This is a genomic window from Streptomyces sp. NPDC046900 (assembly GCF_040644975.1).
In the GTDB taxonomy this organism is placed as follows: Bacteria; Actinomycetota; Actinomycetes; order Streptomycetales; family Streptomycetaceae; genus Streptomyces.
Genome location: NZ_JBEYXD010000001.1, coordinates 235,371 through 260,669, shown reverse-complemented (window position 1 = coordinate 260,669; position 25,299 = coordinate 235,371). Strand labels below are relative to the sequence as shown.

22 protein-coding genes and 1 pseudogene are annotated in these 25,299 nt (G+C 72.3%); 16 read left to right on the top strand and 7 right to left on the bottom strand.

Annotation, left to right across the window (positions count from 1 at the left end):
• The first annotated feature begins 14 nt into the window (after nucleotides 1-14).
• Both ABZ904_RS01210 and ABZ904_RS01205 read left to right on the top strand, forming a co-directional pair.
• Nucleotides 15-1,269: pseudogene (locus ABZ904_RS01210) on the top strand (haloacid dehalogenase-like hydrolase).
• Nucleotides 1,270-1,315: 46 nt separating this feature from the next.
• Nucleotides 1,316-2,230: a DUF2510 domain-containing protein gene (locus ABZ904_RS01205; protein ID WP_359389740.1), complete on the top strand. Its 915-nt coding sequence runs from the start codon at nucleotides 1,316-1,318 to the stop codon at nucleotides 2,228-2,230.
• Nucleotides 2,231-2,264: 34 nt separating this feature from the next.
• On the opposite strand, the gene ABZ904_RS01200 is transcribed toward ABZ904_RS01205, so the two are convergent.
• Entirely contained in the window at nucleotides 2,265-3,467 is a 1,203-nt protein-coding gene (locus ABZ904_RS01200) for an amino acid deaminase/aldolase (RefSeq protein ID WP_361820437.1), read from the bottom strand.
• Nucleotides 3,468-3,758: 291 nt separating this feature from the next.
• Here ABZ904_RS01200 and ABZ904_RS01195 point away from each other — a divergent pair, with 291 nt between their 5' ends.
• Both ABZ904_RS01195 and mycP read left to right on the top strand, forming a co-directional pair.
• Nucleotides 3,759-5,360 carry a hypothetical protein gene (locus ABZ904_RS01195; RefSeq protein ID WP_361820434.1) on the top strand — a complete coding sequence of 534 codons (1,602 nt, stop codon included), beginning with the start codon at nucleotides 3,759-3,761 and terminating at the stop codon, nucleotides 5,358-5,360.
• Entirely contained in the window at nucleotides 5,357-6,535 is a 1,179-nt protein-coding gene (gene mycP, locus ABZ904_RS01190) for a type VII secretion-associated serine protease mycosin (protein ID WP_361820432.1), read from the top strand. Before ABZ904_RS01195 ends, mycP begins: the two co-directional genes overlap by 4 nt.
• Before the next feature lie 22 nt (nucleotides 6,536-6,557).
• Here the strand turns inward: mycP and ABZ904_RS01185 are convergent, their stop codons facing one another.
• Nucleotides 6,558-7,505, bottom strand: a complete 948-nt coding sequence (locus ABZ904_RS01185) for a serine hydrolase (protein WP_359389751.1) — start codon at nucleotides 7,503-7,505, stop codon at nucleotides 6,558-6,560.
• Nucleotides 7,506-7,655: 150 nt separating this feature from the next.
• Here ABZ904_RS01185 and ABZ904_RS01180 point away from each other — a divergent pair, with 150 nt between their 5' ends.
• Entirely contained in the window at nucleotides 7,656-8,387 is a 732-nt protein-coding gene (locus ABZ904_RS01180) for an SseB family protein (protein WP_359390234.1), read from the top strand.
• A gap of 63 nt (nucleotides 8,388-8,450) precedes the next feature.
• On the opposite strand, the gene ABZ904_RS01175 is transcribed toward ABZ904_RS01180, so the two are convergent.
• Nucleotides 8,451-8,843, bottom strand: coding sequence for a DUF1844 domain-containing protein (locus ABZ904_RS01175; protein ID WP_359389753.1), 393 nt, complete (start codon nucleotides 8,841-8,843; stop codon nucleotides 8,451-8,453).
• A 429-nt stretch (nucleotides 8,844-9,272) separates the two neighbouring features.
• On the opposite strand from ABZ904_RS01175, the gene infC reads away from it, so the two are divergent.
• The 9 genes from infC (at nucleotide 9,273) to ABZ904_RS01130 (ending at nucleotide 19,773) form a co-directional block, all read left to right on the top strand.
• The gene (infC, locus tag ABZ904_RS01170; RefSeq protein WP_359390237.1) at nucleotides 9,273-9,920 is read left to right on the top strand and encodes a translation initiation factor IF-3; all 648 of its coding nucleotides are present in this window, start codon (nucleotides 9,273-9,275) and stop codon (nucleotides 9,918-9,920) included.
• Nucleotides 9,921-10,028: 108 nt separating this feature from the next.
• On the top strand, nucleotides 10,029-10,223 hold the full coding sequence (gene rpmI / locus ABZ904_RS01165; RefSeq protein ID WP_003947156.1) for a 50S ribosomal protein L35: 195 nt from the start codon (nucleotides 10,029-10,031) through the stop codon (nucleotides 10,221-10,223).
• Between the two features lie 110 nt (nucleotides 10,224-10,333).
• On the top strand, nucleotides 10,334-10,720 hold the full coding sequence (rplT, locus tag ABZ904_RS01160; RefSeq protein ID WP_361820427.1) for a 50S ribosomal protein L20: 387 nt from the start codon (nucleotides 10,334-10,336) through the stop codon (nucleotides 10,718-10,720).
• Between the two features lie 147 nt (nucleotides 10,721-10,867).
• Entirely contained in the window at nucleotides 10,868-11,728 is an 861-nt protein-coding gene (locus tag ABZ904_RS01155) for an RNA methyltransferase (RefSeq protein ID WP_359389759.1), read from the top strand.
• Nucleotides 11,729-11,779: 51 nt separating this feature from the next.
• Nucleotides 11,780-12,931, top strand: coding sequence for an ATP-binding protein (locus ABZ904_RS01150; protein ID WP_361820424.1), 1,152 nt, complete (start codon nucleotides 11,780-11,782; stop codon nucleotides 12,929-12,931).
• 220 nt (nucleotides 12,932-13,151) lie between these two features.
• The gene (gene pheS / locus ABZ904_RS01145; RefSeq protein ID WP_359389766.1) at nucleotides 13,152-14,276 is read left to right on the top strand and encodes a phenylalanine--tRNA ligase subunit alpha; all 1,125 of its coding nucleotides are present in this window, start codon (nucleotides 13,152-13,154) and stop codon (nucleotides 14,274-14,276) included.
• Nucleotides 14,276-16,786, top strand: a complete 2,511-nt coding sequence (pheT, locus tag ABZ904_RS01140; RefSeq protein ID WP_359389770.1) for a phenylalanine--tRNA ligase subunit beta — start codon at nucleotides 14,276-14,278, stop codon at nucleotides 16,784-16,786. The genes pheS and pheT overlap by 1 nt, the downstream gene beginning before the upstream one ends.
• Before the next feature lie 950 nt (nucleotides 16,787-17,736).
• Nucleotides 17,737-19,077, top strand: coding sequence for a transcriptional regulator (locus tag ABZ904_RS01135; protein WP_359389773.1), 1,341 nt, complete (start codon nucleotides 17,737-17,739; stop codon nucleotides 19,075-19,077).
• 150 nt (nucleotides 19,078-19,227) lie between these two features.
• Nucleotides 19,228-19,773: an NUDIX hydrolase gene (locus ABZ904_RS01130; RefSeq protein WP_359389776.1), complete on the top strand. Its 546-nt coding sequence runs from the start codon at nucleotides 19,228-19,230 to the stop codon at nucleotides 19,771-19,773.
• A gap of 22 nt (nucleotides 19,774-19,795) precedes the next feature.
• Here ABZ904_RS01130 and ABZ904_RS01125 read toward each other — a convergent pair whose 3' ends face one another.
• Both ABZ904_RS01125 and ABZ904_RS01120 read right to left on the bottom strand, forming a co-directional pair.
• Nucleotides 19,796-20,053, bottom strand: a complete 258-nt coding sequence (locus tag ABZ904_RS01125; RefSeq protein WP_361820419.1) for a hypothetical protein — start codon at nucleotides 20,051-20,053, stop codon at nucleotides 19,796-19,798.
• Between the two features lie 220 nt (nucleotides 20,054-20,273).
• The gene (locus ABZ904_RS01120) at nucleotides 20,274-21,134 is read right to left on the bottom strand and encodes a 3-hydroxybutyryl-CoA dehydrogenase (RefSeq protein ID WP_359389783.1); all 861 of its coding nucleotides are present in this window, start codon (nucleotides 21,132-21,134) and stop codon (nucleotides 20,274-20,276) included.
• A gap of 173 nt (nucleotides 21,135-21,307) precedes the next feature.
• On the opposite strand from ABZ904_RS01120, the gene ABZ904_RS01115 reads away from it, so the two are divergent.
• A complete protein-coding gene (locus tag ABZ904_RS01115) occupies nucleotides 21,308-22,525 on the top strand; it encodes a family 10 glycosylhydrolase (protein WP_361820416.1) in 1,218 nt (405 codons plus the stop codon).
• An 11-nt stretch (nucleotides 22,526-22,536) separates the two neighbouring features.
• Here ABZ904_RS01115 and ABZ904_RS01110 read toward each other — a convergent pair whose 3' ends face one another.
• Nucleotides 22,537-22,743: a DUF1918 domain-containing protein gene (locus tag ABZ904_RS01110; protein WP_359389789.1), complete on the bottom strand. Its 207-nt coding sequence runs from the start codon at nucleotides 22,741-22,743 to the stop codon at nucleotides 22,537-22,539.
• Between the two features lie 86 nt (nucleotides 22,744-22,829).
• A complete protein-coding gene (locus ABZ904_RS01105; RefSeq protein WP_361820413.1) occupies nucleotides 22,830-23,804 on the bottom strand; it encodes a DMT family transporter in 975 nt (324 codons plus the stop codon).
• Here ABZ904_RS01105 and ABZ904_RS01100 point away from each other — a divergent pair.
• Nucleotides 23,803-25,290 (top strand): PLP-dependent aminotransferase family protein, encoded by a 1,488-nt coding sequence (locus ABZ904_RS01100; protein WP_359389795.1) that lies wholly within the window; start codon nucleotides 23,803-23,805, stop codon nucleotides 25,288-25,290. The two genes, ABZ904_RS01105 and ABZ904_RS01100, sit on opposite strands and share 2 nt — an antisense overlap.
• The last annotated feature ends 9 nt before the right edge of the window (nucleotides 25,291-25,299 follow it).

Below are 25,299 nucleotides of genomic sequence, written 5' to 3'. Positions count from 1 at the left end.
ACGGTCCATGTCATATGAGACATTTCCTAGCGTGGACCCTGGCCGCGGCCGCCGGACTGGCGGCCGCGCCGCCCTCGCCGGCCGCCACGGACCGCTCCTCGAAGTGCCCCCGGCTGAGCGGGGATTGGTACGGCGACAACCGTGACCGCCTGCAACGGGTGATCGACGAACGGGGCAGCTGCTCCGCGTCCGCCCGCCGCCCGGTCGCCGTCTTCGACCGGGACAACACGGTCACCAAGAACGATGTCACGGACGCCACCCTCTACTGGGCACTGGCACACGACAGGATCCTGCGCCCGGCCCGCTGGAAGCACACCAGCGAGTGGCTGACCGACGCGGCCGACCGGGCCCTCACCGAAGCCTGCGGCACCGCCACCCCCGTGGGCGCACCCCTGCCGACCTCCACCGAACCCCGCTGCGGACGAGGTCCTCGAGATCTACGAGGACGGCACGACCATGAGCGGTGAGGCCGCCTTCGCAGGCCGCTGGAACCACCGGCGCACCATCCCGCAGTACGTCTGGGTGCCCCAACTCCTCGCGGGCCACACGGTCGCCGATGTCTCCTCGTACGCCCGCAGGGCGCGCGCGGAGGTCCTCGCGGCACCCGTCGGCGCGACCCGGGTCCTCGGCACCCACACGGTGCCGGCGTACGCGCGCTACTACGACCAGCAGCGCGATATGATCCGCACGCTCCAACAGGCCCGGTTCGACGTCTACATCGTCTCCGCCGGCTTCGAACCCGTCACCGAGGTGTGGTCGCGCGGTGCCGGCGTGGACGCCGCGCACACCATCGCGATCCGCTCGGTCCTCGACCGCCGGGGCCGTATCACCACCCGCACCGAGGGCTGCGGAGACGTCCCCGCGAGCCGGGGCGAGGTCATCCCGTACATCGACGGCAAGCGCTGCTGGATCAACCAGGAGATCTACGGCGTCCGGGGCGCCGCCGCCTGGCGGAAGCAGGACGCGGCGCACCGGCCCGTACTCGCGGCGGGCGACGCCGACACCGATGTCACGTTCCTCGGCGATGCCACCGGCGCCCACCTGGCGATCAACCGCAACAAGAACGAACTGATGTGCAGGGCGTACGACGGCGCCGACGGGCGCTGGCTGGTCAACCCCATGTTCATCGAACCGCTCCCGCGCAGGCCGGAACCGTACCCGTGCTCCACGACCGCCTACAACGAGCCGGACGGGAGCCGAGGACCGGTCCTGAGAAGGGACGGCTCGGTGGTGCCTGACCAGAAGGACACGGTGTACGGGGCGAGTTGAGACGGGACCGGCGCGGTGCCACCGGGCACGGCCTAGAGTGGCCGGGATGAGCAGTACGCCTCCGCCCGGGTGGTACCGCGACCCGTCGTACCCGCTCACCGAACGCTGGTGGGACGGAACCGGATGGACGGACCACCGGCGCCAACCCGAGGTGCACGGGCCGCCGCCGCTCCCGCCGCAACCGGTGGACGGCGGGGGCTCCCGGCGCGCCAAGGCGGTCGCGCTCGGTACGGCCGGGGCCGTACTGGTCGCGGCGATCGTCACCGGGGCGGTGGTCCTCGGACACGACGGCCGGAGCGCCGCACAGGCAGGACCTGCGCCCACGGCGGTGACGTACGCGCCGAGCAGCGCCGCCGGCTCGCCGGCCGCGTCCGCCTCCGCCACCGGGGACGCGGATGTCGTCGTGGACGACCTGAACGGCATCACCTTCCCCGTCCTCAAGGGTTGGGCAAAGCCCGAGAACGTCGCCGAGGACGACGTCGTGCTGACCACACCGGGCACCTACGACTGCCCGGGCGACCCCGGTCTGTGCCGCCACGGCCGGGTGCTCTCGCGGACCGCCAATGCGGGACCGGGCGCAACCGCCCGGTCCCTGGCCGAAGGTGACATAGCGGAGGCCGCGGACGCGGAGTACGACCGCGACTCGGTCGGCAGTCGGCCCTTCGGCGGCATCACGTCCCACCGGCTGGTGAAATCCGGTCAGATCGCGGTCGCGGGCCGCGCCGGGTACTTCGTCCGCTGGCACGTCAGCACCGCGAAAGGGCCCGGAGGTTACGTCGAGTCGCTGGCCTTCCCCTCGAGCGTCGGCTCGGGGGCGCCCGTCATCGTCCGCTTCGCCTTCGACGCGGGCGCCGACGGACCGCCGCTCGCCGACATGGAGAGGATCACCAGGGGCATCCGACCGGTCGGCGACGCGGCGACGGGCGGGGGAGTGGGCAGCAGCATCGGGCCCACCCGCTGAGCGACCGGCCCGGCAGCCCGGAGGGCCTCGAAGGTCAGAGGAACGTGCGCCCCTCGCCGCGGTACGTCGGTACGGTCGCCGTGACCTCGGCGCCCTCGACCAGGTGCAGCACGTCGAAACGCTCGCACAACTCGCCTGCCTTGGCGTGCCGGAACCACACCTTGTCGCCGATGAGGAGGTCGTCGGCGGGTGCGCCCAGCAGCGGCGTCTGCACCTCGCCCGCCCCTTCCTGGGGGTCGTACCGCAGCCCCTCGGGCAGGTGGGGGACGGGCAGCCGGTCAGGGCCCGCGGCGCCCGACGCGGGGTAGCCGCCGCCCAGCACCGTCACCACCCCGACACCCGGCCGGCGCACGACCGGCAGGGCGAACAACGCGGCCGGACGGCCGTGGAACGAGGTGTAGTTGTCGAACAGCCGCGGCACATACAGCCCCGAGCCCGCCGCGATCTCGGTCACCGCGTCCTCGGCGGCCGTGTGCTGGACGCTGCCCGTACCGCCGCCGTTGACGAACTCCAGGTCCGGTGCCACCGCCCGGACCGCGCGCACCACTTCGGCACGGCGCTGGGCGAGTTCCCTGCGCGCCGCGGCCTGCATCAGCCGGATGGCCCGCGACCGCACCGGGCGCCCGGCCACCGCGTCGCCGACACCGGCTATGTGGCCCTCGTACGCCATGATCCCGACCAGCCGGAAGCCCGGCGTGCGCGCCACCACCCGGGCCAGCTCCGCGACCTGGGCCGGCGAGTGCAGCGGAGAGCGCCGCGCGCCGACCCGGACCCGCCCGCCGAGCAGCTTGAGAGAGGTGTCCAACTCCAGGCAGACGCGCACCTCTTCGGTGCCGCCCTGGCGGGCGTCGTCGATGAGGCGCAGGTGGGCCGGGTCGTCGATCATCACCGTGACGGCGGAGGCCAGCTTGGGGTCGGCGGCCAGTTCGGCGTAGGCCTGCCGGTCGGCCGACGGATAGGCGAGCAGGATGTCGTCGAACCCCGAGCGGGCCAGCCACAGGGACTCGGCGAGCGTGAAGGACATGATGCCCGCGAAACCGTCCCGGGCCAGGACCCGTTCGAGCAGGGCGCGGCAGCGAACCGACTTGCTGGCGACCCGGATCGGCTTGCCTCCGGCCCTGCGGAGGAGGTCGCCGGCGTTGGCGTCGAACGCCTCCAGGTCCACGATCGCGACGGGAGCGTCGAGATGAACGGTGGCCCGGTCGTAGCGGGCCCTGTCTGCGGCGCGGGCAGTCATGAACGAAGCCTGCCAGATGCGATTACCGCAGGGTAGGGGGACGATCCGGGCAGATGCCGCGGTGCTGCGGACTGGTTCCCGTTCGAGGCGCTCCAACCCGTAGAGTGACGCGCACGCGGGGAAGCGGTGGCCCCGCCCGGGCGGGCACGCCCGGGATGGGTGGCCGCGCGCGCGGGTATGCCTGCCCGGACGGGGCGGCGTCCCCGCTCCACGCAGACCGGCCGCTCCCCATGGGCGGTCGATCGCCCGGCACGGTCCGGGGCGGCCCGGCCACCACGAAACGGGGGGTGCATGAGCACGGAAGCGCGCCGCGCCTCCATCCCTCCGCGCCCCACGACCCCGCCGCGCCCGTCCACCCCGCCGGATGAGCCGGCCGAGACGGCACCGAACCGCATGTCGTCCGCCCCGCACGACCCGTCCCGCGCTCGCGACCGCGCCCCCGGAAGCATCCCGGCGCGCCCCGAACGACCGCCGACGGCCGGGAGCGCACCCGGGCCCGAGGCCCCCGCGCCCCAGCCGCCGTCCACCGGCGCGTCCTCGTTCCCGGCGCAAGCCGAGCAGCCCCCGAGGCCCGGCACCCCGTCGCAGCCGGCGGCGCCGCTCCGGCCCGGCAGGACGTCCGTCCGCATGGGGCCGTCCCGGCCCGAACAGCCGCCCACCGGTCGGGGCACGCCGCCCCCGCCCCCGGCCGCCGCGGACGGTGCGCCGGACCGGCCAGGACCCGGCGCTTCCCCGGCCCGCCCCGGCGCGAGCGGGCCCGCACACCGGCCGGGCGCGAACAGCGAGCGCCCTTCCGGCGGTTCCGGCGACACGGCGCCGGCGTCCGGGAGCGACCCCGACGGTGGCGCGACGCGCACACCCGGATCCGCCCGCTTCCCCAACCTCCGCCTGGACCGGAACACCCGGCCGGCGGGCCCGCCACCGCCCGCCGCGTCCGCGCGCTTCCCGGACGCGCCGCCGACGGCCGGCGTGCCGCCGCAGCGCACCCGCCGGCCCACCGAGGGCATCGTGGAGACCACCGCGCGACTGCAGCACCCGCGGGAGGAGACCGAGCCCGCCTCGCCCACCCGCCCCTTCGTGAGCTTCGCCGAGCCCGACACACGCGACCTCGACACCCGACGCCGGCTGCTGTTCGGCGGCCGGGTCCACCCCCACACCGCCGCGGCCGCCGCCTGCCTGGTGCTCGGGCTCGGGCTCATCGGCGGTGCGGTGACCGGCAGCTGGCTCACCTCGGACGGTTCGGGCGAGGGAGTGCAGGGCGCATTCGCCGTCGCCGGGAGCCTGTGGCACAGCGTCCCCGTCGACCAGCTCTTCCCGCCCACCGTCCACGGACCGGGTGCCGGCCCCGGCGGCGCCGACCGCACCTGGACGCGTATCGGCGTCGCCCAGGACGGCACCTGCAAGGACGCCTTCGACCCCCTGCTGCGCAAGGCCCTCGCCCCCGTCGGGTGCCTGCGGCTGCTGCGCGCCACCTACACGGACGCCACCCAAAGCCATGTCACCACCGTCGGCCTGCTGTTCACCCGGGCCGACGCCGCCGCGATGTCCGCCGCGCGCAGCCGCTTCAAGAAAGAGGGCCTCGCCCGGCGCACCGATCTGATGCCCCGCCCGTACGCGGCCAAGGGCACCGTCGCCGAGAGGTTCGGCGACGCGCAGCGGGCCTCCTGGACGGTCTCGGTCCTCGCCGACATCCCCGTCGTCGTCTACGCCGTCTCGGGCTTCGCCGACAGCCGCACCGTCAGCGAACCTCAGCCCGCCGTACAGGCCATGCAGACCGGCGCCACCACGGCCCCCGCCCAGGCCGGCCTCGGCAACGAGGCGACCGGACTCGCCGAACAGGTCGAGGCCCTCCTCCGCAAGACCGTCACCTCGGCCACGGGAAAACCGTCATGACCCCCCACCGAACCGGCGCACGGCTCCTCACCGTCCTGCTCGCCGGCTCCCTCGCCGTGCTGCCCGCGACGGCGGCGCACGCCGACGGCATACGCGCCCAGGAGTGGGCTCTGGACGCCCTGCACACCCAGCAGATCTGGCAGACGACCAAGGGGAAGGGGATCACCGTCGCCGTCCTCGACACGGGCGTCGACGGGACCCACCCCGACCTGGCAGGCAACGTCCTCACAGGCAAGGACATGGTCGGCTTCGGCGCGGGGCGCGGCGACCGGTCATGGGCCCGGCACGGCACCGCCATGGCCGGCATCATCGCCGGTCACGGTCATGGCTACGGCGACACCGACGGGGTCGTGGGTGTCGCTCCGGAGGCGAAGATCCTGCCCGTCCGCGTCATCCTCGAGGATGGCGACGCGGCCCGCACCCGGGCACGCAACACCCGGGGCAACGCCCTCGCCGAGGGCATCCGCTGGGCCGCCGACCACGGTGCCGACGTCATCAACCTCTCCCTCGGCGACGACTCGGACTCCGCGCACCCCGAAGCGGCCGAGGACGACGCGGTGCAGTACGCGCTGAAGAAGGGCGCCGTCGTCGTCGCCTCGGCAGGCAACGGCGGCGAGAAGGGCGACCACATCTCGTACCCGGCGGCCTATCCGGGCGTGATCGCCGCGACCGCCGTCGACCGCTACGGTGTCCGCGCCTCCTTCTCCACCCGCCGCTGGTACGCCACCATCAGCGCGCCGGGCGTCGACGTCGTCATCGCCGATCCCGACCGCAAGTACTACGAGGGCTGGGGCACCAGCGCGGCGTCCGCGTTCGTCTCGGGCGCCGTCGCGCTGATCAAGGCCGCCCATCCGGGCCTCGCCCCGGCCGAGATCAAGCAGCTCCTGGAGCGCACGGCCCGCAACGCCCCCACCGGCGGTCGGGACGACTCCCGCGGCTTCGGGGTCATCGACCCCGCGGCGGCCATCAAGGCGGCGGCCGGGCTGAAACCGGAGTCCCTTCACCCGGCGGCGTACGGCCAGAAGTACTTCGGCCGGGGCCCCGACAAGGCCGACGGCGCCGGGGGCTCCCCGAGCTGGGCGGGCGCGCTGGCGGGCGGTCTGGGCGTGGCGCTGCTGGTGACCTCGGTGGTGCTGTGGCGGGGCCGCACCAGGACGCGCACCCGGGGCCGGTGAGCACCCGCTCGGGGCCGAGCCGTCAGGCGAACACCGCGACCGCCGCCCGCGCGACCGCCTCCACCAGCGAAATCCCCTTCGCCTGCGTGGAGTTGCCCTTCGACAGGGTCGCCACCAGATAGTCGTGGCCGTCGGCCGTGATCCGCCCGATGCTGTTGACGTCCCACAGACCGGTCGTGCTGCGCGCCAGCCAGCCGTTCTTCAGCGCCCACCGGGACCCGTCGGCGGCCGCTGACACCCCCCAGTGCTGGCCCGCCGCGATGTTCCCCATGAGCTCCCGGACATACGACCGCGAGGCGTCGCTGAGCTTCGAGCCGTCGTCGAACACCTGCTGGAGCAGGGTGAGCTGATCGGCCGCCGTGGTCTGCGTCAGGCCCCACAGAGGACCGTCGCCGCCCGTGGTGTCCGTGAGGCCGAAGCGTTTGTTCGCGCTGTCGAGCCCGCCCGCCTCCCCGATCGCGGTCCACAGCGCCGTCGCCGAGGCGTTGTCGCTGTCCTCGATCATCGCGGTGGCGTACGTCTTCTCCTGCTCGGTCAGCTTGCGGTCCGCGTCCTGCGCCTGGAGCAGCAGCGTCGCCAGGATGTCCACCTTCACGATGCTGGCCGTGTCGAAGGCGCCGTCGCCGTACACGGCGCTGTCACCGGAGTCCATGTCGAGAACGGCCACGGCCACGTCCGTCCCGTCCTCGGCGGGCACCGACTTCATGGCCTTCGCCAGCAACGCGCCCCGGTCCACCGAGGGCTCCGCCGCAGGTTCCACCGATGCCTCCTGGCTCGCCGTGGCCGACGCCGAGGGCGTCACCGACGACTGCGACGATACGGCGCCCGTGTCGGCGTGCGCCTGCGCCCTCACATACGCCGTCCCGGCCGCCGTACCGCCGACGACGACGATCGTGGCGAGCATCGTGTACAGCAGCGGGCGGCCCCGCGGGGAACGGGCGCGGCGGCGACGGGCTCTGTGGGACTCCATGGCCGCGATGCTCGGGGGCGGTGCTGTGCGGGGCGTTGGACGGACGTGAGATGCGGCTCAGCAATGTCTGAGAAACCCGTGAACCGCATGGCCGCCGTGCCGCAGGGTCGGCACAAGCGCGGCAAAGGCCCCCCGATAGGGTCGGTGACCGTGGCGAACAAGAACATTCCCGACTCCGGCTTCTCCGACGACGACGGCAGCGCCGATCCGCGGCTGAGCGCGGCGCTCACCGCGTGGGCCGAGGACCGCACCGCCGTCGGGCCCGTTCTGGAGGCGCTCAAGGGCGCACGGCTGCTGGTTCCCGTCGTCGCGATCCTCGGAGAGACGGAGGAGGACGAGAACGGGCTGCGCCGCGAGAAGACCAGCGAGATGGCCGTGCCGACGCTGAAGGCCGGCAGCCGTACCGCCCTGCCCGCCTTCACCTCCACCGAGTCGCTGGCCCGCTGGGACCCGGCGGCCCGCCCCGTCGCCGTTCCGCTGCACCAGGCCCTGCAGGCCGCCGTGCACGAGAAGGCCGACACCATCGTGCTGGACCTGTCGGGACCGGTGCCGTTCGAGCTCACGGGCCCCGCGCTGCTCGCCCTCGCGGAGGGGCGCACGACGACCGATCCGCTCGCCGACCCGGCCGTGACCGCGGCGGTGCGGGCCGCCGTCGCCGCCGAGCCCGCCGTGCTGCGCGCCTACCTCGGCGCGGGGCAGGCCGACGGCACCCTGGCGCTCGTCCTGGATCCGTCCGTGCCCCCGGCCGAGGCCGCCCGCGCGGTGGCACAGCGCATGGCCGCCGACGACACGCTGAGGGCCCGCCTGGTGCGCGGCCTCGACCTGGCAGTACTGCCGGCCGGGGCGACGCCTCCGGGCGAGCCCTTGTTCGTGCGTTCCTGACGGTTCCGCTCCCGGGGCGGGGCGGGGTGCGAAGACCCTGCCGGGCCCGTGCGGTCCGGCCGTCTAGCCGTATACCGCCCCCGTGTACTTCTCGCCCGGGCCCTGGCCCGGCTCGTCCGGGACGACCGACGCCTCGCGGAAGGCGAGCTGGAGCGACTTGAGTCCGTCGCGCAGGGGAGCCGCGTGGAAGGAGCTGATCTCCGTCGCGCTCGCGTCGAGCAGCCCGGCGAGGGCGTGCACCAGCTTGCGGGCCTCGTCCAGGTCCTTGTACTTGTCGCCTTCCTCGGTCAGCCCGAGCTTCACGGCGGCGGCGCTCATCAGGTTGACGGCGACCGTGACGATCACCTCGACCGCGGGGACGTCCGCGATGTCACGGGCCATGGCGTCGAAGTCGCGGTTCTCGTCGGCGGCCGGGGACTCAGCGGCGGCCGGGGATTCCTCGGGGGAGTCACTCATGTCCCTCACGATAGGCCCCGGCAGATGCCTCTCCGCTCCCGGGAGGGCAGGGGAGGCGGCCTCGGGGGCGGGGCGGCAGATGCCCGGTGCACGCCGGTTCGCACCACTCCCGGGGAGCTGCTAACCTTGTGTGACGACCGGCCGGACATGGCAGTGCCCGGCCCACAAGTGGAGGCTCCGATCTCCCACCTGACCGTCCTCCGGGACGGCGGGTCACCGGTCAGGCGGCCACCACCGTTCCGTACGGACGGTGGAGTCGCCCGAATGTGCGCCCCGCGGTCCACCCGCGGCGGTGCTCCGGAATCTTTGGAGCCCCGCCTGTGTACCGTCCGGGGCATTTTTCATGCGCCGCGATGGTTTGGTCCCATGTCAACCAGACATACGCGGCTGTCCGCCAGACGGTCGTGATGGTGCTACCGAGGAGGATCCATCAGCACCGAGCCCCGCATCAACGACCGGATTCGCGTTCCCGAGGTGCGACTTGTCGGTCCCAGTGGCGAGCAGGTGGGCATTGTGCCGCTTGCCAAGGCCCTGGAGCTTGCGCAGGAGTACGACCTGGACCTGGTCGAGGTCGCGGCGAACGCCCGTCCGCCTGTCTGCAAGCTCATGGACTACGGGAAGTTCAAGTACGAGTCGGCCATGAAGGCCCGTGAGGCGCGCAAGAACCAGGCGCACACGGTCATCAAGGAGATGAAGCTCCGGCCGAAGATCGACCCGCACGACTATGACACCAAAAAGGGTCACGTCGTCCGGTTCCTCAAGCAGGGCGACAAGGTCAAGATCACGATCATGTTCCGCGGTCGCGAGCAGTCCCGGCCCGAACTGGGCTACCGGCTGCTGCAGCGTCTCGCGGAGGACGTCCAGGACCTCGGCTTCGTCGAGTCGAACCCGAAGCAGGACGGCCGGAACATGATCATGGTTCTCGGTCCGCACAAGAAGAAGACCGAGGCCATGGCCGAGGCTCGTCAGGCGCAGGAGGCTCGCAAGGCCGAGGCGAAGGCCCACCCGGGCCGCTCGCAGAACGCCGCCGAGCCCGAGACCACCGAGGCCCCGGCCGAGGCTTCCGCCGAGGCGTGACCCCCGGGACGTCAGTCCCAGGACCAACCGATACAAGAGCGACGTTCCAACGTGCCCGGTTTCAGTGACCGGGCACCGGAGCGCCACCGACGAGGAGAGAACGGCGCTATGCCGAAGAACAAGTCGCACAGCGGTGCCAGCAAGCGCTTCAAGATCACCGGCTCCGGCAAGGTGCTCCGCGAGCGCGCCGGCAAGCGCCACCTGCTCGAGCACAAGTCGTCCCGTCTGACGCGTCGCCTCACCGGCAACGCCGAGATGGCCCCGGGCGACGCCAAGAAGATCAAGAAGCTTCTCGGCAAGTGACGCGGCGGCGCCGGATCCTTCGATCCCTTCGCGCCGCACGTCTGGACCGGGACCCAATCGATTCCGGGCCGCGTGAGTTCAACCGCGGCCCCGCTACAAGGAGTTAAAAAGTGGCACGCGTCAAGCGGGCAGTCAACGCCCACAAGAAGCGTCGGGCGATCCTCGAGCAGGCCTCCGGCTACCGCGGTCAGCGTTCGCGCCTGTACCGCAAGGCCAAGGAGCAGGTCACCCACTCGCTGGTCTACAACTACAACGACCGCAAGAAGCGCAAGGGCGACTTCCGTCAGCTGTGGATCCAGCGCATCAACGCCGCTGCCCGCGCCAACGGCATCACCTACAACCGCTTCATCCAGGGTCTGAAGGCCGCGAACGTCGAGGTCGACCGCAAGATCCTGGCCGAGCTGGCCGTCAACGACGCCGACGCGTTCGCCGCGCTCGTCGAGGTCGCGCAGAAGGCGCTGCCGGCGGATGTGAACGCCCCGAAGGCGGCCGCCTGACCGCTGCGCCGGCCTTGGCCGACGTGACCACGGACCCGCAGGCTTCCCGGCCTGCGGGTCCGACTGCGTTCCGAAGACGACACATCCGCCGCTCCGCGGATCGCCGCCGCGCGCCGACGGACTCCTGAACCCCCGGAAGTGAACACCATGGCCCCCGCCACCCCCGAGCTGATCTCCCCCCGTTCCCCCCGCGTCAGCGCCGCGCGGCGGCTCGCCAGGCGGAGCTTCCGAGGGAAGGAGCAGCTGTTTCTCGCGGAGGGGCCGCAGGCCGTACGGGAGGCCGCCGCGCACCGTGCCGAGGGCCGGCCCACCCTCGTCGAGCTGTTCGCCACCGTCGAAGCCGCGGAGCGGTACGCCGACATCGTGGGGGAGTCCCGTGACGCCGGGGCCCGGGTGCACCTCGCGGCCGAGGACGTGATCGCCGACATCTCCACCACCGTCACTCCGCAGGGCCTCGTCGGGATCTGCCGGTTCCTCGACACGCCCTTCGACGAGATCCTCGAGGCACGCCCCAAGCTGGTCGCCGTCCTCGCCCACGTCCGCGACCCCGGGAACGCCGGGACCGTTCTGCGCTGCGCGGACGCCGCCGGTGCCGAGGCCGTCGTCCTCACCGACGCCTCCGTCGACCTGTACAACCCCAAGGCGGTCCGCGCCTCCGTCGGCTCCCTCTTCCATCTGCCGGTGGCCGTCGGCGTCCCCGTCGAGCACGCCGTCGCCGGGCTGAAGGGCGCCGGGGTGCGGATCCTGGCCGCAGACGGCGCGGGGCAGCACGACCTCGACGACGAGCTCGACAAGGGCACCATGGGCGGCCCCACCGCCTGGGTCTTCGGTAACGAGGCCTGGGGGCTGCCGGAGGAGACCCGGACGCTCGCCGACGCCGTGGTGCGGGTGCCGATCCACGGAAGGGCCGAGAGCCTGAACCTCGCGACCGCCGCCGCCGTATGTCTCTATGCGTCCGCGCGTGCACAGCGCGCGGCCGGAGGGTGCCGTTCCGTCACATCCGGCTAGTAGGGTGGCGGGCTCGGGGGTGCGCCCCCCGACGAGAGGTGGGGTACGGGCATGATCGGCACGAGCAGGGCACCGGGAGCACGTGACGCGGGCCGCACGCCCGCCTCCGAGCCCGGTGATCTCGCCGGGCTCGGCATCGACTCGGACGAACTGCCCGACGGACTCGTCGTCGCCGACGAGCGCGGCCTGGTGATCTGCTTCAACGCCGCAGCCGGCCGCATCATCGCCCTGCCCGCCGTGGAGGCCCTCGGCCGGCGGCTCGACCAGGTGCTGCCGCTGGAGGACCTGGAGGGGCGGCGCTGGTGGCAGCTGACCGATCCGTACGGCGGCCTCACCATCCGCGTCCGGCAGCCGGAGCGCAACCTGCTGCTGCCCGGCGGGCGGGAAGTGCTCGTGTCGGCGCACTACGTACGGACCCACCCCACCGGGCCCATCCGCCGCGTCGTCGTCTGCCTCCGGGACACCGAGGCGCGACGCCGCACCGAGCGCAGCCACGCCGAGCTGATCGCCACGGTGGCCCATGAACTGCGCTCGCCCCTCACGTCCGTCAAGGGCTTCACGGCCACCCTGCTCGCCAAGTGGGACCGCTTCACCGACGACCAGAAGCGGCTGATGCTGGAGACCGTCGACGCTGACGCCGACCGCGTCACCCGGCTCATCGCCGAACTGCTGGACATCTCCCGGATCGACTCCGGGCGGCTGGAGCTGCGCCGCCAGCCCGTCGACATGGGGGCGGCGGTCGGACGGCACATCCAGGCGTATGTCGCCGCCGGCCAGCCGGCCGACCGCTTCCTGCTGCGCATGGAGCACCCGCTGCCCGCCCTCTGGGCCGACCCCGACAAGATCGACCAGGTGCTGAGCAACCTGATCGAAAACGCCGTGCGCCACGGCGAGGGAACCGTCACCATTGACATCACCCCCTCGGCGTCCCGGCGCGAAGCGGGGGACGGGGGGAACGACGAGAACACCGCCACGTCGGTCACGGTGAGCGACGAGGGCCCCGGCATCCCGGAGGAATCCATGAACCGCGTCTTCACCCGCTTCTGGCGGGGCAGCAAGCGTGGCGGTACGGGTCTCGGGCTCTACATCGTCAAGGGCATCGTCGAGGCCCACGGCGGAACCATCACGGTCGGCCGCGCCCGCGGTGGCGGGGCCGAGTTCCGATTCAGCCTGCCCGTGGGCACACCGGCGTATCTCCTGTAACGCCGCCGAGGCCCACGGGCTCCTCCGCATTTTCAGGGAGCCGCCGTCCGGCCGCCTCGTGGACACTCGGCCCGGTTGCCGCTCCCACCCCGTTAGACTCGGCCTTTGGCACCTTTGCGTCCCGAAGTCGGCGACGATTCGTCATCGGAAAGTGTCATCGGACCAGTGTCAGGACCAGTGACGGGGACCTTCAGCCAGCCAATCGGAAGCACGGGAAGAGATGTCGGCACCCAATAAGTCGTACGACCCTGTCGAGGTCGAGGCCTTGAAACCGGAAGAGATCGAGCGCATGCGGGACGAGGCGCTCGCCGCCTTCGGCACCGCGGACTCCCTCGACGCGCTCCACGAGGCCAAGGTCGCCCACACCGGCCCCGCCTCGCCGCTGGCCCTCGCCAACCGCGAGATCGGCGCCCTGCCCCCGCACGCCAAGGCCGACGCCGGCAAGCGTGTCGGTATGGCCCGCGGCGCCGTGAACAAGGCGCTCGCCGCCCGCCAGGCCGAGCTGGAGGCGGAGCGGGACGCCCGCGTGCTGGTCGAGGAGTCGGTGGACGTCACCCTGCCCTACGACCGCGTACCGGCCGGCGCACGGCACCCGCTGACCACGTTCATGGAGCGGGTCGCGGACGTCTTCGTGTCCATGGGGTACGAGGTCGCCGAGGGCCCCGAGGTAGAGGCGGAGTGGTTCAACTTCGACGCCCTGAACTTCGGCCCCGACCACCCGGCCCGGCAGATGCAGGACACCTTCTTCGTCGAGGGCCCCAAGGGCGACCACGGCGAGTCCGGTGTGGTGCTGCGCACGCACACCTCGCCGGTCCAGGCCCGCTCCCTGCTCGACCGCGAGCCCCCCGTCTACATCGTCTGCCCCGGCCGCGTGTACCGCACGGACGAGCTGGACGCCACGCACACCCCGGTCTTCCACCAGATCGAGCTGCTGGCCGTCGACGAGGGCCTGACCATGGCCGACCTCAAGGGCACAATGGACCACATGGTCCAGTCGCTCTTCGGGCCGGACATGAAGACCCGGCTGCGGCCGAACTACTTCCCCTTCACCGAGCCGTCCGCCGAGATGGACATGCTCTGCTACGTCTGCAAGGGCGAGTCCGTCGGCAACCCGGACCGGCCCTGCCGCACCTGCTCCAGCGAGGGCTGGATCGAGCTCGGCGGCTGCGGCATGGTCAACCCGCGGGTGCTCGTCGCCTGCGGCGTGGACCCCGAGAAGTACAGCGGATTCGCCTTCGGGTTCGGTATCGAGCGGATGCTGATGTTCCGCCACAACGTCGAAGACATGCGAGACATGGTCGAGGGTGACGTCCGGTTCACCCGGCCCTTCGGGATGGAGATCTGATGCGGGTCCCGCTTTCTTGGCTGCGGGAGTACGTCGACCTGCCGGCGACTCAGACCGGGCGCGACGTCCAGGCCAAGCTCATTTCGGTCGGTCTCGAGGTCGAGACCGTCGAGCAGCTCGGCGCCGACCTCAAGGGCCCGCTGGCCGTCGGCCAGGTGCTGTCCATCGAGGAACTGGAGGGCTTCAAGAAGCCGATCCGGTTCTGCACGGTCGACGTCGGCCAGGCCAACGGCACGGGTGAGCCGCAGGAGATCGTCTGCGGCGCCCGCAACTTCTCCGTCGGCGACAAGGTCGTCGTGGTCCTGCCGGGCGCCGTGCTGCCCGGCGGCTTCTCGATCGCCGCGCGCAAGACGTACGGCAGGACCTCGCACGGCATGATCTGCTCCAGCGACGAGCTGGGCATGGGCGACGACGGCAGCAAGGGCATCATCGTGCTGCCGCCCGAGACCGAGGTCGGCATCGACGCGATCGAACTGCTCGAGCTGGTCGACGAGGTGCTCGACATCGCCGTCACCCCGGACCGCGGCTACGCGCTCTCGCTGCGCGGCATCGCCCGGGAGGCCGCCATCGCCTACGGTCTGCCGCTGCGCGACCCGGCGCTGATCGACGTCCCGGCGCCGAACGCCTCCGGCTACCCGGTGCAGGTCTCCGAGCCGCTCGGCTGCGACCGTTTCACGGCGCGTACGGTGACCGGGATCGAGCCCGAGGCGCGCTCCCCGATCTGGCTGCAGCGCCGGCTGCAGAAGGCGGGCATGCGCCCGGTCTCCCTGGCCGTCGACATCACCAACTACGTGATGATCGAGCTGGGCCAGCCCCTGCACGCGTACGACCGTTCCCTCATCCAGGGCACGATCGGCGTGCGCCGGGCCGAGCCGGGCGAGCAGCTCACCACCCTCGACGGCGTCACGCGCACGCTGGACTCCGAGGACCTGGTGATCACGGACGACCGCGGCCCGATCGGCCTCGCCGGTGTCATGGGCGGCGCCAACACGGAGATCGCCGACCACCAGCACGAGAACGGCGGCACCACCGACGTCGTCATCGAGGCGGCCCACTTCGACGCGATCTCGATCGCGCGTACGGCCCGCCGCCACAAGCTGGCCTCCGAGGCGTCCCGCCGCTTCGAGCGCGGTGTCGACCCGCTGGCCGCGCCCGCCGCCGCCCAGCGCACGGTCGACCTGCTGGTCCTGCTCGGGAGCGGTACCGCCGGGGCCGGTGTCACCGAGGTCATCGCGCCGTCCGCGCCGCGCACCATCACCATTCCGGCGAACCACCCGGACAAGGTGGCGGGCGTCGACTACGGCCGCGAGACCGTCGTACGGCGGCTCCAGGAGGTCGGCTGCGACGTCTACGGGCAGGACGAGCTGATCGTCACCGTCCCGTCCTGGCGGCCCGACCTGACCGACCCGAACGACCTGGCCGAGGAGGTCATCCGGCTGGAGGGCTACGAGAACCTGCCCTCCACGCTGCCCAAGCCCCCGGCGGGCCGTGGCCTGACCGAGCGGCAGCGGCTGCACCGCCGTGTCGGCCGCGCGCTGTCCGGTGCCGGCTATGTCGAGGCGCCGAACTACCCGTTCATCGGCGAGCAGATCTTCGACCAGTTCGGCCTGGCCGCCGACGACCCGAACCGCCGGGTCGTCAAGCTGGTCAACCCGCTCTCGGACGAGGAGCCCGCCCTCCGTACGACGCTGCTGCCGGGCCTGCTCGGCGCGCTGCGCCGCAACGACGGCCGCGGCTCGCACGACCTGGCGCTCTTCGAGACCGGGCTGGTCTTCCACCCGCGCGCGGAGCAGCGCGTCGCCTCGCGCCTGCCCGTCGACCGCCGCCCGACCGACGAGGAGATCGCCTCGCTCACGGCAGCGCTGCCCGAGCAGCCCCGGCACATCGCCGTGGTCCTCGCCGGCGCCCGCGAGCAAGTCGGCTGGTGGGGCAAGGGCCGCCCGGCCGACTGGGCCGACGCCATCGAGGCCGCGCGTGCCGTCGCCCGTGAGGTGGGGGCCGACCTCGTCGTCCGCAAGGGCCAGTACGGTCCCTGGCACCCCGGTCGCTGCGCCGAACTGGCCGTGGTGACCGAGGGGACCGAGCAGGTCGTCGGGTACGCCGGTGAGCTGCACCCCGGCGTCCTGAAGACCCTGGGTCTGCCCGAGCGCACCTGCGCGATGGAACTGAACCTGGACGTCCTGGAGCAGTCGGGCACGGGGCCGGTGAAGGGCCCCCGGATCTCGACCTTCCCGGTCGCCACCCAGGACGTCGCGCTGGTCGTCGACGGGAACGTCCCGCACGCGGACGTCGAGGCCGCGCTGCGCGAGGGCGCCGGCGAGCTGCTGGAGTCCCTGCGGCTGTTCGACGTCTACGAGAGCGAGCAGCTCGGCGAGGGCAAGAAGTCGCTGGCGTACGCGCTGCGCTTCCGCGCCCCCGACCGGACGCTGACCGTCGACGAGGCCTCCGCGGCCCGCGACGCCGCGGTCGCCCTGGCGGCCGAGCGGACGGGAGCCACACTGCGGAGCTAGGCGGGATCCGACCCGTCGCGGTCGGATCGTCGCACGACATTTGATGCGGTGCGCCCCACGAGCGATCTTCCCTCGTGGGGCGCACTTGGTTCGTGTGGGCTGCGGCGCGGTCGCGCCGACCGCTGAACGGGCGGGGCCGTGCTGCGGAGTTGGGCGGGGTCCCGCCCTTCGCGGTGGGGTCGGTGCGCGATGTCCGTTGCGGTGCGCCCTCGGGGTTCTTCCCTCGTGGCACGCACTCGGATGGCGCGGCGACGCGGTGATGTGCCGTGTCGGGCGTCGTGTGCCGCGGTCGCGCCGGCCGTCGAGCAGGCAGGCCATGCTGGGGAGTCGGGCGCGGTCCTGCCCCTCACGGTCGGGTCCGCGGGGGTTCCTCTCGTAGGGCGCACTTGGTTGTACCGGCAATGCGGCCAGGTGCCCTGCGCTCCGGTCGTCACCGCCGCCGAGCGGGCAGGGGCCACGCTGCGGAGCTAAGACGGGTCCGACCCCTCGTGGTCGGATCGTTGTGCGTTGTCCGGTGCGGTGCGCCCCACGGGGGGATCTTTCCCGTGGGGCGCACCCGGATGACCCGGCCATGTCGTGAAGCCGCGCCAGGTGTCGCGCGCCCCGGCTCATTTGGGCGGCGCCGGCGCCGGCGGAACGCGTGGCTGTCCGGCCGCGGACCGCTCGCGGCCGGACCCGCGCCTCCCCGCGCGTTCCTGTGCACCACGGCCGCGCCGTCCGCCCCGCCACGGAGTGTCGGGCAGGCAGCGGGACGGACGGCGCGGAATCGGACCGCCGCACTGTACGAGGGGGAGCCGGCGGCCCGGCCGGCCTCTTACGAGGGATTCAAGTCAAGCGGCCGGAAACCCTCTGCGGCAGCGCGCGCACAGCCCGGCTTCGCGCACTTCGTTCACACCCCGTGTGAATCCGAACGCACTACGCTGTCGAGACGAAGTCACCGGGGGGCACCCATGCAGCCCAACACTCTGCTCGACGCGATCCTCGACGAGGCCGGGATATCCCACGCGGGACTGGCCGCGCACGTCAACCAGGCAGGGCGGGCCCGCGGCCTTGCGCTCAGATACGAACACACCGCCGTGGCACGCTGGTTGAAGGGCCAGCGTCCGCGCGGTCAGGTGCCGGACCTGATCTGCGAGGTCCTCGCCGCCCGGCTGCACCGCCCGGTGACGCTCGACGACATCGGCCTCGGCGTGCCCGGCGAACCGGCCGCCCCGCACGGCTCCGGCCTGTCCGGTTTCGTCGAACGGGCCACCGCCCTGTGGCGCTCCGACGAGCAGCAGCGCCCCCACATCCTGGGCGCGCCCGCCGTCACCGGTACGCCCGCCGTGATGCCCGTGTGGGAATGGGAGAACCCGCCCGAGGACGTGGACGTCTCACGGGGCGGCCGTCACCGGGTCACCCCGGCCGACATCGAGACACTGCGGTCCGCCCGCGCCCACTACGAGCAGATGTACCGCAAGGCGGGCGGCGTCGCGACCCGCAGTCGCATCGTCGGCTTCCTCAACTCCGAGACGGCGCCCCTGCTGCGCGGCAGTTACACCGACGCGATGGGCCGCCAGTTGCACCGCGCCACCGGCGGCCTGGTGGCGATCGCCGGCATCTGCGCCTACGACTCGGACGCCCACGGCCTGGCCCAGCGCTACTTCCACCAGGCCCTGCGTCTGGCGAAGGCCAGCGGCGACCGGGGGCTCGGCGCCTATGTGATAGCGCTGCTGGTCAACCAGTCGCTGTTCATGAAGGAGTACCGGCAGGCCGTCGCGTTCGCCGAGGCCGCGCTGCGCGCCGCGGGCAAGCAGATCACTCCGGCTCTGGCCTCGGACCTGTACGCGATGCAGGCGAAGGCGTACGCACACCTCGGCGACGCCACGGGAGCGCTGTCGTGCATCCGGCGGGCCGAGTCGGCCGCGGAACGGATCAGGCGCGGATACGAGCCGGACGAGACGGGCTATGTCCAGCCCGGCCTCGTCAACGTCCAGGTCGCGGAGGCTCTGCTCAGCCTCGGCGATCTGACGGCGGCAGGGGAGCACGCGGCGGCCGCCGTCGGCACTCCCGCGCACGACCGCGGCCGGGTGCACCGGCTCGCCATGCTCAGTCAGATCGAGCTGCGCCAGGGCAACGCCGACAAGGCGGTGGCCACGGCGGTCGAGATGGCGGAGCGGGCCCGGGGAATGGAGTCCATGCGTCTGCGCGAGAGACTGCGGGCGGTACGCGAGCACCTGGTACGCAGCGGCGGTGCGGGAACGGCGGACGCGGCCGAACTCATCGACGGCGCACTGCGCGTACCGCTGTAGACCCGCTCCCACCACACCGGATGCGGGTGCCGGCCCCCTCGGCGCGGACGGTCGCGCCCGCCGCCGCGCCGGGGATGCATCGCTGTGAGCCTGCTGCGTGGACGCTCCTGCTGCGATATTGCCACTTACTGAGTGGAAGGTGGCAGAACCGTGCAGTGGACGAAGCAGAACGAACAAACCGTTTATGCGAACCGCTGGTTCAGCGTCAATCTCGCTGATGTCGAGCTGCCGGACGGTCGGCACCTCGACCATTTCCTGATACGGCTGCGGCCCGTCGCCGTGGCGACCGTCGTCAACGAGGCCAACGAGGTGCTGTTGTTGTGGCGGCACCGCTTCATCACCGACAGCTGGGGATGGGAACTCGCCGCGGGGGTCGTCGAGGACGGCGAGGACATCGCCACCGCGGCGGCCCGCGAACTCGAGGAGGAGACCGGCTGGCGACCGGGACCCCTGCGCCATCTCATGAGCGTCGAGCCCTCCAACGGACTGACCGACGCCCGGCACCACATCTACTGGGCCGACGAGGGCGAGTACGTCGGGCACCCCGTGGACGACTTCGAGTCGGACCGCCGGGAATGGGTGTCCCTCAAACTGGTCCCCGACATGGTCGCCCGCGGAGAGGTCCCGGCCGCGAACATGGCAGCCGCGCTGCTCCTCCTGCATCACCTCAGGCTCGGGCAGGACGCTGTGCCCTGAATCCCGTACGGCGTCCCGGCGGCTAGCGGGCGAGAGCCTGCCAGACCGCCACGACGAGTGCGCCCACGGCCGTGAGGGCGGCTACCGCGGGCAGCGGCCAGCGCGTGTGCTCCAGTGCCACGACCCGCTCGCTCAGGTCGTCGAGATCCTTGGCGGTCTGCTCGGCGCGCTGACTGAGCAGGGCCAGTCCTCCCTCCACCCGTGCCTGCGCAACGTCGAGGCGACGGCGTAACTCTGCGACATCTCCATGGACCACGGGATGCTCGGGGTCGGGGGTCACAAGTCCGCTCCTTTCCGTAGTCGTCACATCCCTTGCATGCGCATGAGAAGTCAACTCGCCTGGCGGACGGGTGGGGAGAGTGTGCGCGTGGCATATGCGGGTCCGATGCGCACACGGTGTGTGAATGGAGCGGGCCCGGCACCGCGAACGGTGCCGGGCCCGTACCGGCCGAAGGCCCACGGTCCGTGATCAGGCGTCAGGGCAGAAGCCTGCGATGGGATCAGGAGTAGGTGTAGAAGCCTGAACCCGTCTTCCGGCCCAGCCGGCCCGCCTCCACCATGCGCTGCAGCAGCGGGGGAGCGGCGTACAGGGGCTCCTTGTACTCCTCGTACATCGAGTTGGCGATGGAGACGATCGTGTCCAGGCCGATCAGGTCGGAGAGCTTGAGCGGGCCCATCGGGTGGGCGCAGCCCATCTCCATGCCGTTGTCGATGTCCTCGCGGCCGGCGATACCCGACTCGAACATCCGGATGGCGGAGAGCAGATAGGGCACGAGCAGCGCGTTGACCACGAAGCCCGAGCGGTCCTGGGCCCGGATCGCATGCTTGCCAAGGGCCTTCTCCGCGAACAGCTGGGCCCGGCCGAGGGTGCCCTCGGAGGTGGTGAGGGCCGGGATCAGCTCGACGAGCTGCTGCACCGGGGCCGGGTTGAAGAAGTGGATGCCGACCACGTGGTCCGGACGCGAGGTGGCGACCGCGAGCTTCACCAGGGGGATCGAGGAGGTGTTGGAGGCGAGGATGGCGTCGGGGCGGGTCACCACCTGGTCGAGCACCTGGAAGATCTCGGTCTTCACCTGCTCGTTCTCCACGACGGCCTCGATCACCAGGTCGCGGTCGGCGAACTCGCCGAGGTCGGTGGTGAAGGTGAGGCGCGCCTGCGTCGCCTCCCGCTCCTCCTCGGAGATCTTGCCTCGCTCGGCTGCCTTGGACAGGGAGTTGAACAGGCGGGTCCGCCCGATCTCCAGGGCCTCGCCGGTGGTCTCGGCGACCTTCACGTCCAGTCCGGCACGGGCGCACACCTCTGCGATGCCCGCTCCCATCTGGCCGCAGCCCACCACTCCGACGCGTTCGATGTCGGTCACATCGTCCCTTTCGCTGATCTACGGCTGTGGCAGGTCCGTTCGGGTACCGGTCGCCTGCTCCATTCGTGCACGTTACTCCGAAGTATCGATGATCGATCGTGAGGGTGCGTGCATGCTGGGGCGCGGTAACGATCCGTGACGGTGTGGATCCACAGTGTACGAGGGCGGGGCAGATGAGCCAGTTGTCACGACGGGCGTTCGCGGTGGCCGCGTTGTCGGCCTTCACCACGGGCGCGGCGGCCGCACCGAGGCGACGGCAGGCGACCACCGAGCTGCGGGGGATGTGGCTCGCGACCGTGTTCAACCGTGACTGGCCCTCCCGCTCCAGCCTGTCGCCCGCCGTCCAGCAGGCCCAGCTGCGCGCCCACCTCGACACGGCGGTCCGGCGCGGGCTGAACGCGGTCTTCTTCCAGGTCCGCCCCACAGCCGACGCGATGTGGCCCTCGACGTACGAGCCCTGGTCCCAGTACCTCACCGGCACTCAAGGCAAGGACCCGGGCTGGGACCCGCTGGGTACGGCCATCGAGGAGGCGCACGCGCGGGGGCTTCAGCTGCACGCCTGGTTCAACCCCTACCGGGTCGCCATCCACACCGACCTCTCGCGGCTCGTGCCCTCGCACCCGGCGCGCAGAAATCCCGAGTGGGTCGTGCCCTACGGCGGCATGCTCTTCTACAACCCCGGTCTGCCCCAGGTCCGCACCTTCGTGGAGGACGCGATCCTCGACGCCGTGCAGCGCTATCCGGTCGACGGCGTCCACTTCGACGACTACTTCTACCCGTACCCCGTCGCGGGCCAGGCCTTCGACGACGACGCGGCATACGCCGCACACGGCGGCGGCTTCGAGAGCCGGGCGGCCTGGCGCCGGAACAACATCGACCTGCTGGTGGAGGAGGTCGCGGCCCGCGTCCGGCGCGTCCGGCCCACCGCCGGCTTCGGGATCAGCCCCTTCGGGGTGTGGCGCAACGCCGCCACCGACTCCCGGGGCTCGGCCACACGGGCCGGCGTCCAGACGTACGACGACCTGTACGCGGACACGAGGGCCTGGGTGCGCTCCGGCTTGCTGGACTACATCTGCCCGCAGATCTACTGGAACATCGGCTTCGCCGCGGCCGACTACGCGGAACTCGTGCGCTGGTGGGTGAAGACCGTCCAGGGCACGGCCGTACGCCTGTACGTGGGGGAGGCGCTGTACAAGGCCGGTGACCCCCAGCAGCCCGCCGCCTGGCAGGACCCGGCGGAGCTCTCCCGGCACCTGACTCTGGCCGGCCGCTACCCGCAGGTGCGCGGCCATGTCTTCTTCGCCGCCAAGGACATCGCGCTCGATCCGATCGGCGCGATGGCGCGGGTGGTCGCCGACCACTACAAGCAGCCGGCGAAGCCCCCGCGCTGACTCTGCCGGGCCTAGTGCCCGATCTGCCCGCTGATTTCCTTGTGGCGGATCTCCGTGTCGGGGCCCGGTGAGCACACGCCTTCGTGCCCGTCCTGGAAGCGGACGCGGTAGGGCGGGTTGCCATTCGTGCCCATGACTTCGACGATCTCACCGATCTTGTCGTGCTGCCCGACGATCCTGCCGTGCTGCACCAGCTTGTCGCCCACAGTTGCGCGCATCCGATGGGCCTCCTCGTCGCGTAAGCGTCGTCGGTCCTTGGCCGCGAGTCCGCGGCCCGGGAGCGCCGGTTCGTGCCCCGCCCCGGTCATGCTCTCGCCCGCTGCGTGACCGCGATGCAGACCAGGACCGCGACGGCCGTGAGCGGTGCGGCCGGAGTGAGGTGCTCGCCGAGGAGCAGTACCGACCACACCAGTGTGAGCAGCGGCTGAGCCAACTGCAACTGGCTCGCCCGAGGTATCCCCACGGCGGCCATGCCCCGGTACCAGACCACCAGGCCCAGGAACTGCGACCCGGCCGCCACCCACAGCACCCCGGTCACGGAGTGCACCGTAAGACGTACCGGTTCCCACGACAGGGCGACGAGCGCACCGGGCACGGTGAGCGGCAGGCACAGCACCAGTGCCCAGCCTATGACCTGCCAGCCGGGCATCACTCGGGCCAGCCGGCCGCCCTCGGTGTAGCCCGCCGCGCAGATCAGCAGTGCGCCGAAGAGGTAGGCGTCCGCACCCGTCAGTGCGCCGCCGCTCTGCTGCACGGTGAAGGCGATCACGGCGGCGGCGCCGGCCAGGGCCGCGAGCCAGAAGGTCCGGGAAGGGCGGGTGCCGACGCGCAGCGCGGAGAAGAGGGCGGTGGTCAGGGGGAGAAGCCCGACCACCACGGCGGCGTGCGCGGTGGTCGAGGTCTCCAGGGCGAGGGTGGTCAGCAACGGGAAGCCGACCACGACCCCGGCCGCGACGACGGCGAGACCCGGCCAGTGCGGTCGCGCGGGCAGGGGTACGCGCAGCGCGAGCAGACACCCGCCGGCGATCACCGCCGCCAGCACACTGCGCACCGCCACGAGCGACCAGGGCCCGAACCCGTCCAGTCCCCAGGCGGTGGCGGGAAACGTGAGCGAGAAGGCGACGACCCCGAGGGCCGCCTGCAGCGTGCCGGCTTGGCGCTGGGAGGCCGAGGTGGCGTCCTGAGGATTCCCGTCGGCTCCGCTGCCCGGAGAGGTGCTCCCGGTAGCCGGGCGCACCGCTATCGCGTTCTGGGGAGTAGCGCTATTCTCTGCTCTCATGCATGAGCGTAGCAGCGTGGGACAGCTGGCGGATCTGCTGCGACCGGAATTGAAGCGCTACTCTCCTGGAGAGAAGCTGCCGTCCAGCCGTGTCCTCGTCGAGCGGTTTCGGGTGAGCCCCGTGACCGTGTCCCGGGCGCTGGCGCAACTGGCCGCCGAGGGGCTTGTGGTGACGCGTCCCGGAGCGGGGGCGTTCCGCGCCGAGCCGCGCGCCGAGTCCCAGGCGGTGGGCGACACCGCATGGCAGGAGGTCGCGCTGAGCGCGGACACCACCGTGGAACTCGTGCCGCGCAGCGTCGATGCCTCCGGGGTACTGGCCTCGCTGGCCGCCCCGCCCGCCGGTGTCATCGAGTTCAACGGCGGCTATCTGCATCCCGCTCTGCAGCCCGAGCGCGCGATGGGCGCCGCCCTGTCCCGGGCCGGGCGCAGGCCCGGAGTGTGGGCGCGGCCGCCCGTCGAAGGCATCGCCGAACTGCGCGAGTGGTTCGCGCGGGGCATCGGCGGCGCGATCACCGCGGCCGACGTACTGATCACGGCGGGCGGCCAGTCCGCCCTCACCACCGCGCTGCGGGCCCTGGCATCCCCGGGTGCACCGGTCCTGGTGGAGTCGCCCACCTACCCCGGCATGCTGGCGATCGCCCGCGCCTCCGGCCTGAGACCCGTGCCCGTCCCGGTCGACGCGGACGGGGTGAAGCCGGAGCTGCTCGCCGACGCGTTCCGGGCGAGCGGCGCCCGCGTCCTCGTCTGCCAGCCGCTGTTCCAGAACCCGACCGGAGCCGCGCTCGCGCCCGGGCGCCGTCGTGAGGTCCTGCGGATCGTGCGGGACGCCGGCGCCTTCGTGATCGAGGACGACTTCGTACGGCGGCTGGTGCACGAGGACTCAGGACCGGTGCCGCCCCCGCTGGCCGCCGAGGATCCCGACGGTGTCGTGGTGCACGTCTGCTCGCTCACCAAGGCGACCTCGCCCAGCTTCAGGGTCGCCGCCCTGGCGGCCCGCGGTCCGGTCCTCGAGCGGCTGCGGGCCATCCAGATCGTCGACACCTTCTTCGTGCCGCGCCCTTTGCAGGAGGCCGCGCTCGAACTCGTCGGCTCGCCTGCCTGGCCGCGTCATCTGCGTGCCGTCTCCGCCGAGTTGAGGCGCCGCCGCGACACGCTGACCGCCGCTCTGCGTCTGGCTCTGCCCAGGCTCGCCCTGCCGCACGTCCCGGCCGGCGGCTATCACCTCTGGTTGCGGCTGCCAGAGGGCACCGACGAGTCCGCCCTCGTCGCGGGCGCCCTGCGCGAGGGCGTCGCGGTCGCCCCCGGACGCCCCTACTTCAGTGCCGAACCCCCCGCCGCCCATCTGCGGCTGAGCTTCGCGGCGGTCGCGGGGACGGGGGAGATCACGGAGGGCGTGCGCCGTCTGCGCACGGCCTGCGAGAAGGTGCTCCGGCCGACCGGGCGCGCCACGGGAACTGCACTCGACGCGGACGTTTCCGGCCGGTGACCATCGCGG